This is a genomic window from Phocaeicola intestinalis, assembly GCF_014837065.1.
In the GTDB taxonomy this organism is placed as follows: Bacteria; Bacteroidota; Bacteroidia; order Bacteroidales; family Bacteroidaceae; genus Phocaeicola; species Phocaeicola intestinalis.
This window is the reverse complement of record NZ_JACSPP010000094.1, coordinates 1-7,818: the sequence shown is the minus strand read 5'-3', so window position 1 is coordinate 7,818 and position 7,818 is coordinate 1. Positions and strand designations below refer to the sequence as shown.

Annotated in this window: 4 protein-coding genes; all 4 read right to left on the bottom strand. The window is 47.1% G+C overall.

Features of this window, described 5'->3' with window-relative positions; all coding sequences use genetic code 11:
* Positions 1 to 76: 76 nt before the first annotated feature.
* The 4 genes from H9625_RS16670 to H9625_RS16655 all read right to left on the bottom strand — a co-directional run bounded on the left by H9625_RS16670 (position 77) and on the right by H9625_RS16655 (position 7,631).
* The gene (locus H9625_RS16670; protein ID WP_191765431.1) at positions 77 to 1,096 is read right to left on the bottom strand and encodes an endonuclease/exonuclease/phosphatase family protein; all 1,020 of its coding nucleotides are present in this window, start codon (positions 1,094 to 1,096) and stop codon (positions 77 to 79) included.
* A gap of 15 nt (positions 1,097 to 1,111) precedes the next feature.
* On the bottom strand, positions 1,112 to 2,383 hold the full coding sequence (locus H9625_RS16665) for a DNA/RNA non-specific endonuclease (RefSeq protein WP_191765429.1): 1,272 nt from the start codon (positions 2,381 to 2,383) through the stop codon (positions 1,112 to 1,114).
* A 67-nt stretch (positions 2,384 to 2,450) separates the two neighbouring features.
* Positions 2,451 to 4,889: a choice-of-anchor J domain-containing protein gene (locus H9625_RS16660; RefSeq protein ID WP_191765427.1), complete on the bottom strand. Its 2,439-nt coding sequence runs from the start codon at positions 4,887 to 4,889 to the stop codon at positions 2,451 to 2,453.
* A gap of 24 nt (positions 4,890 to 4,913) precedes the next feature.
* Positions 4,914 to 7,631: a TonB-dependent receptor gene (locus H9625_RS16655; RefSeq protein ID WP_191765425.1), complete on the bottom strand. Its 2,718-nt coding sequence runs from the start codon at positions 7,629 to 7,631 to the stop codon at positions 4,914 to 4,916.
* Positions 7,632 to 7,818 lie beyond the last annotated feature (187 nt).

Here is a 7,818-nt window from a genome sequence, read left to right as displayed (position 1 = left end):
TCATCACAGAAGCGAAAATGCCTCAAAAACTCATCCCAAATCATCGCACGATAAATTCAAAACAGCTTCTTACTTATTACCGCTTGATGAAATAAACCACGGTGGGCAAATGGTCGCTATAGCCGTTCAGCCAACGCCCGCCCGCTTGCGTACGGTTGGGATAACCGGCATATTTTCCTTCGGTCTGGAACAGATAGTCGCGTTTGAATATCTGATGGCTCTCGTAAGTCAGTTTCCGGTGCCGGCGGTTCAGGAAATTGCCGGTAAAGACTATCTGGTCGAAAAGGTTCCATTTCCCCCGGTACTTCAATGTCCCGTCACCTCCTTCCAGCGTATTCCACCACGGATTATACAGTTCTTTCTTTTTCACATCCTTGGCATTACGTTTGGCTCCGAGCGATTCTGCCATGCTCTTGTCCATCGGGTCGTCGTTCATATCCCCCATAATGACAATCTTGATTTTCGAGTCCAGACGTTGCAAAGAGTCTTTCAAGGCACGCACCTGCACACCGGCACGCTCACGAGCCGGAGACTTGGCTCCACGCGAAGGCCAATGATTGACAATAAAAGCTACCCGTTCGCCTGCCAATTCTCCGTCCGCTATCAAGAAGCCACGTGTAGGTCTGTCGGACGGTTCCGCAAGCTGATAAGGCACCAACCTTGTAGATTTCACCTGATAAAGTTCCGGATTATAAAACATGGCACAATCGATGCCCCGTTCGTCCGGACCTTCGTAATGGATAATCTGATATCCCCGCCCTGCCAAAGCCGGTTGCTTCAGCAAGTCTTCCAATACACGGCGGTTTTCCACTTCCGCCATACCGATAACCGCAGCTCCGTCAGACATTTTATCCGTAGCCAACAGGCTCAATACAGTCGACATGTGCTCCAATTTCGACTGATATTTCTTATCATCCCATTTATTCCGTCCGTCCGGCAAATATTCATAATCGTTCTTCCCTTCATCGTGAACGGTATCAAACAGGTTTTCCAAGTTATAAAACGCCACTCCGTAGAGTTTCCCTTTCTTATTCTGTGCATTACCTGCTACGACCAGCAGGAACAGAAAGAGTGTCAATCCGATTCTTTTATACATATTCCTTCAATTTTATCACCAACTCCAGTCACTTATCACCGCTTCTGCTTCTACCTGATTCTCTACCGCATCATCCAGATTGCAGAAGAAATCAATGCCTGTCTTCCGTTCCAGCTCATCCACCGGAATCACATATTTTTGCAAATCTTCCGCTTTCGGATTACGAATCAATCCTTCCTGATGAGGTATCAAAAACGCAATGGCATGAAAATCATTTCCCTTTTCAGTCAATACAGCCATAAAATAGGACGCAGGACATGCCAATCCGTGTATGGTAAAACCATTCTCATCCGTTGTCGGAATATAATCATCATTACCCAGCATAGTACCATTAAAATTTGTCAAGAGCTCATTGAGGGTTCCTCCCTTTGCCACATATACTTTATCATAGGTTCCTGATGTGGTAGAGCGTCCCCACGTCTGTACTTGCTCTTCCAGCCCTTGCCAAAAGCCTCCATTAAAATTACTCAGTTGAGGAGATACATTACTATAATAAAAGGTCTGCTCGTTGGCTTCTTTCAGATACACCCGGTCTTCCGAAGCGCATAGATGCCCCCTATCAAAGCCATCACCCACATGGTCTTCGTCTCCGGTTTGCATATCCGAAGGTAACTTCGGGTCTACCGCCCACGCATTGGTACGTGATACTTCATCAGCCGAAGTCGTTTTATCGAAACTGAAAGCCACCCAATTGGCGTGCCGCTTAGCCGCATTCCACTCCAGTGCATAATTCAATACCCGATTACCGTCTACCTCAATGTCATGTGCCACATACACATTCGAATCGTTCAGGCAAGGCATTTCGTATTCCGTCACGTAATCATTACCGGCATTCGCATTCCAGTTTCCAGCCGGAGCATCTTCTTCCACATATTCAATCGTTACATTGTTTCCTTCGATGTCTATTACCCGGAACTTCAGATAGCGGTAACGGTCGGCACCCATACACCAAGCCCAATAAGCGGCATCTTCTTCTATGTCGATAGACTGTTGCCAATTATTTTCTTTAGCCGGTACTTCCGTCATGGCGTCCAGACGTTCGGCATTGCTCTTTACGAAATAATAGACATCGCCATGAAAGGTCTGGTCTTGGATATAAAACGGATAGGTAAATCCTTCGGGCTGACAAACAGAAAAACCTTCCGAAATGTCTTCATATCCTTTCAGTATGAGTGTGATTGCTCCTTCCTGCGTGGTTTCATTTTCAATGATTATTGTGTCATTGTCACTGCATCCTACTGCCATGCAAGAAAGGAACAGTAGGTAAATTCTCCAAAGATGTTTCATACTTTTATTTAATAAAAACACCACAGAGGATACACATCCCCTGTGGTGAAATACAAATAATTACTTTTTATTCAGCTTCATTTACCAGGACATTCTTGAATTCCCACGTAGGAGCAGCCGTCGAATTGCTGGTGTAAACAAAGGCAATCCGGATGGTTTGTCCCACGTATGCGCTCAAGTCATACGGGCCTACCTGATAGAAATCCCACGTCTGCCCATCAGACCATTGCGTTTCATCGAATATCAAGTCTTCCCATGTGCAAGACTCTACATTGTCTACATAGTCGGTAGAAATCTTGATAGCGAAATGGTCGGTCAACGCTTCACCATTCAGGTAACGGTGTGCTTCTTCGAATGACAATTGCGGAGCCATGGCTTCCGACAAATCTACAATCGGGGATACCAGCCAGCTTTCTGCCGGATAGTTCGTGTTATTATAATATGCGGAAGCTTTCCATCCGTATGTAGCGTCGTTCTTCCATACGTAGTTCACGCCCTGCATTGAGATGTCTTGGATAACGAATCCGCCTTCGTCCCCAACCAAGCTTTCATTCAGGTAAGTACCAGCCATAGCCACATATCCTTCTTCGGTCTTTTCGAAAGTAGTGGTGCGGGCAGAATAAATCTGCGATGCAGTCCAGCCGGCATCATATGTATATTCCGTTACAGCCATCGTTCCGTCGGCATCTGCACGGTAAACCACGGCAGCCTTATCACCTTTCGCGGCAAACGGGAACTTCTGAACCAGATAGATGGGGAATACATTGGCAGGCCGCGATACATAGTCGGCACCCAATTCGGCATACATAGCCGGGTCGGCAACCACAACATTCGCATCTTCATTCGTATATTCGCTCCATGCACCTTCACGATATACATAGAGGGCAGCGGTATTGGCGTATGCGCCCGATGCACGGCTCATCTTCAACATCTGGGCTGCTACTTCCGATTCGGGCACTTCCTTGAAAAGGCATACATCCCAGTATTGTCCGTTTACAATCGCCAGATTCTTGATTTCGGCGGTAGGCGCACACTGGTCAGTGCTCTTGTAAGCGAATGCCAAGGTAATCTTTTTCCCTGCAAACTGCGCCAGGTCTACGCTTTGAGCGATGAAATCCCAACGGTTAAATCGAGAACCATCATAAGCTAAATCTGTCCACGTAGTTGCCTGTACATCACCGGTATAATCAGTAGAGACTTTCAGTTGCATAAAATCAGCCGCATTGTTCCCATTCAAGAAATTGAAAGCAAAATCAAAGTTCAGTACTGGATTCTGCGCTTCCGACAAGTCGATTTCGGAAGACACAAACCAGCTTTCGGCTGCCAAGTTTTTCTTATTTGCATCATCATATCCTGTCGCTTTATAATAACCGTATGAGGCATCATGAGACCATACAGCAGACAGATCTTCAGGAACAGTAATGTTTTTAATAGCAAACAATTTGCTTTCTTCCTTCATCGCATCCTCCACATACGTGTAGCGCGAAGCTGCATAGCTTCCGTAGCTATACGAATCGTTATAAAGAGTCAGTTTTACGGTCTTGTCCCTTTCGATATTCTTCAGCTTAAACGTGCCGTCTCCGTTCGACTCAAACGACCATTCTCCGCCTTCCGTTGGTAAAGAAGTCGTAAAGTTAAAATTATCGTGTGTCTCGTCCATGTAGATGTACTGCATGTAGCTATTCAACAACGTATAGCCTTCCGAACCTTCTTCGATCGTAACAACCTGCTCTGAACCGTTATCCGAAGAAATAATGCCATCGGTCACGGTAATCGCATCGGGATAGATATATCCATAAGGTTTACTCGGGTCATCCAGCTTGCCGAAAGGATAATAATTGCCATCGTTGGCTTTAGCCGCAATGACGTAATTTCCGGCTTCCCCATCGAAAGTATTAACCTGCTGATACACTACCGGAATGACACCGCCTCCCGCACCTGGCTCGAACTCCGAGTAAGCATAGTTTACGGCTACCATATCTCCTTCTTGCGGGTCTTCCATTCTGGATTCCAGTACCGAAGGAATCTGTCTCAGTGTAGACGGAGACAAGTAAGTAGCGGTAGAAGTCCCGTTCCATACGCTACGGTAATCGTTATTGGTCAGTGTGTAATCCGAAATCTTCTTGAAATCGGCCAGATAGCCCGACTGCCCTCTGTACATATTATATTGTACCGAGATGCGCGAACCGGTATCGGCATTCGGATATTTATAATCGATAAAAGCAGGCAAATACCATTCGGCTTCCGTAGCGTCGGCAAAATACTTGTTCTCGCCGATGGCCTCCAAAGCCGCCACATAGGTCTGCCCTTCCGGGTCTTTCGACAAGGCAAGTTCCTTGTTCGCTTCCATTCCCGCTATGGTTCCGTAATCGGAAGAAGCCAGCTGGATGGTAACGCCCGTCTTCACATCGGTCAGGGAAGAATCAATATTAAACTGGTCGTTATAATCTTCGCATGCCGACAAGCCCGCCAGCAATACGGTCGACATCAACATTATCTTTTTCATATACTGCATTTCTTTTATTAAGGATTAGAAATTTACTTTCAGTCTCAAGCTATACGTACGGCCGAACGCATAGTAGCAATAAATGTTATCGGCTGTAGCTTCCTGCAGGGTTGAAGAAGAAAGCGTATTCGGATTGTATGCCTTCGAGATATACTGGTAATCCAGCAAGTTGTTCACGTTTCCGGAAAGGATAGCATTCAGCTTACCGATCTTGAAGCGGTAAGAAGCATTCAGATCAAACTGGCTGGCTGCCGGAATCTTCCACGGGTCGAGCACAGATACCTCCCTGCCCAACGACAGGTTGCTTCCCGACAATGAATAGTACGCATAGTTGCGTCCGTAATACGTCCAGTCGGCACCTACACGGATGGACTTGCCAATCTTGAAGGTAGCGCCGATAGCCGCCGTGGTCTGTGCCGAACCTCCTACACGCACACCTTTCAGGTTAATCTTGGCATTGGCATGGTCGGCAGCACCTACTGTGGTAACGGTTCCTTCAGCCGTCAATGCCTGACCGTAAGCATCGTAAGCATATCCCGTAGCGTTGCTGTCCCATTTCCAGTCACCCAACGAGAACATACCCGTCAGCTCCAGCCAGTTCAACGGAGTGATTTTCACATCCAGCTCGATACCTTTGTGCAAGGCGTTCACACCGGTCATGTTCATGTAATACTCCGTCTGGTTATCCATCGTACCGCTCTTGGTCATGGTCTTGTCCAGCCATTTGGTATAATAAGCATTCACGTTCGCACTCAGCCACTCGTTGCGGAAACCGTATCCCAACTCGAACGACAATACCTTCTCGTTCTTGGCATCCTTGTTGATGGCATGGCTCGTAGTAGCTTGCATGAAAGCACCGTAAGAGAACTTCGGCGCACGGCTGATATATCCTAAGTTAAAGAATACATTGTGATTGTCGGTGATGTTGTAGTTGGCACCACCCTTTGCCGTAAAGCCCAAGAAGCTGATTTTATCGGATTTGGCATGAGCCTCGTCGTAATAGAAACGGTCGTAACGCCAATACGTGGTATTCGATAACGAACCTGCCACGAAAGCCGAGAGCTTATCCTTGTTGAACTCGGTCTGGAAGAAAGCCCCCTCTTGCAATACGTGTCCGTCATAGTCACGGTACACCACATCGCCTACACCCAGTTTCTGGTATCTCCATGCCGGATTGGCTTTATTGATATTGTTTTCCACCTGTACATCGCCACGGGTAGAGTCCATGAAATACTGGCCGCCGAACAAGTCCGAAATCTCGTTCGTATGCGTACCTTTATAATAACGGAAATCAATACCTCCGTAGAAATCAAAGTATTTGCCGAACTTGGTCGTATACGTAGAAAGCAAGCCGTACCAGTTGTGATAGTTCTTCGACTGGCTCATGACCAACATCGAACCATACTCGCTTGCGGCATTGATGTCTTCGATGGCTCCATAATCGAACGTACCGTCAGCTTTCCGGAATTTGGTCTGCAATTCACCGTAATAAGCACCGTTCCAGTCGCGGTACGAATATCCATAGTCTTCATTTCCTTGTCCGGAATTTCCATAACCGCGTCCAATTGATACGTATGCCACCGTACTCAGCGATGATTTCTCATCAATCTGCCACTGGTGGTTCAAGCTGATTTGCGGCTTGTGGTATACGTTGTATTCCGCGCTCTGACGCTCGCCGTTGTTATCGAATCCGTACGTAGAGTTGTATTTGTAATTCTTCACGCCATACACCTTCTCCATACGTTGCCAGCCGGCAATGGTCAGGGCACCGTCGCGCTGGTAGTGCTTTTGCGGAGCACCGAAAGCCGTCAACGACAACTGGTGCGCATCATTGATGCGTTTCGAGATGTTCAGGAAATAATTGTATCCTTCGAAGTCAGTGCCTTGCACATAACCGTTACCCCACGTACGGGCACCGAGCAACGTCATTGCCCAGCCGCTTTTCGACACACCGGTAGAAACGCTGAACAAAATCTTGTTCATGCCGTCGTTCCCCATCGAATAAGCAAGGGTTCCGCCTTTTTCGCTATCCAGTCCACGGGTCACAATGTTAATGGTACCACCTACCGAAGGAGCCGACACCTTCGAAGCACCCAAACCGCGCTGGGTCTGCATGGTGCGTGTCACATCGGTCAGTCCTGCCCAGTTCGACCAATAGATGCCTCCCCACTCCATATCGTTCATCGGCACACCGTTCACCATCACGGCGATATTCTCGTTGCCGAACCCACGCATATAGATTTCAGAGTCACCATAACCTCCGCCTTCCTTGTTGGCATGCACACCCGGAGTCGACTTCAGGATTTCGGGAAACTCCTGCGTACCGAGCTTTTCCTCAATAAAGTCCATGCTTACACTGGACACAGCTACCGGCGTCTTGCGGGCGATAGCCACCGACGAAGTAATCACCACGTCCTGGAGCATCTGTGCATCCGATTCCATCAGGATGGTACCCAAGTCTACCTCTCCATCCTTCCCGATTGTTACGGTCTTCTCTTTATAGCCCAAGTATGTAAATACGATGGTAACTCCCTTTTTAGCAAGCTTCAATGTGAAACCTCCGTTCACATCGGTGATAGCCCCCTGCGTAGTCCCCTGCACAGCAACCGTAGCCCCGATAAGAGGCTCGTTTGTACCTGCATCCACCACCATACCTTTCACGGTAGCCTGTGCCACCGCCGTAGCTGTACAACAAATGGTAAGCACAGCAAACAGTAAGAAATGTTTCAACTGATCTTTCATACGTCTCTTTTTAGTTTTGCATTATTAAAAGATTATGAAACAAATATAAGAAACTGTTTTGAATTGATTTAAGAAAAATGTTATAGGGCTACATACAATTCAGAATCAGCCGGTCAATTGGAAAAATGTTATATCTTTAAAGGTACCAAACAATAAAGTTATGACACAGTATCCAACCGACCTGACT

Coding starts and splice junctions, on each gene's coding strand:
- H9625_RS16670 (WP_191765431.1), bottom strand. CDS start 1,096: ATGTATAAAAGAATCGGATTGACACTCTTTCTGTTCCTGCTGGTCGTA.
- H9625_RS16665 (WP_191765429.1), bottom strand. CDS start 2,383: ATGAAACATCTTTGGAGAATTTACCTACTGTTCCTTTCTTGCATGGCA.
- H9625_RS16660 (WP_191765427.1), bottom strand. CDS start 4,889: ATGAAAAAGATAATGTTGATGTCGACCGTATTGCTGGCGGGCTTGTCG.
- H9625_RS16655 (WP_191765425.1), bottom strand. CDS start 7,631: ATGAAAGATCAGTTGAAACATTTCTTACTGTTTGCTGTGCTTACCATT.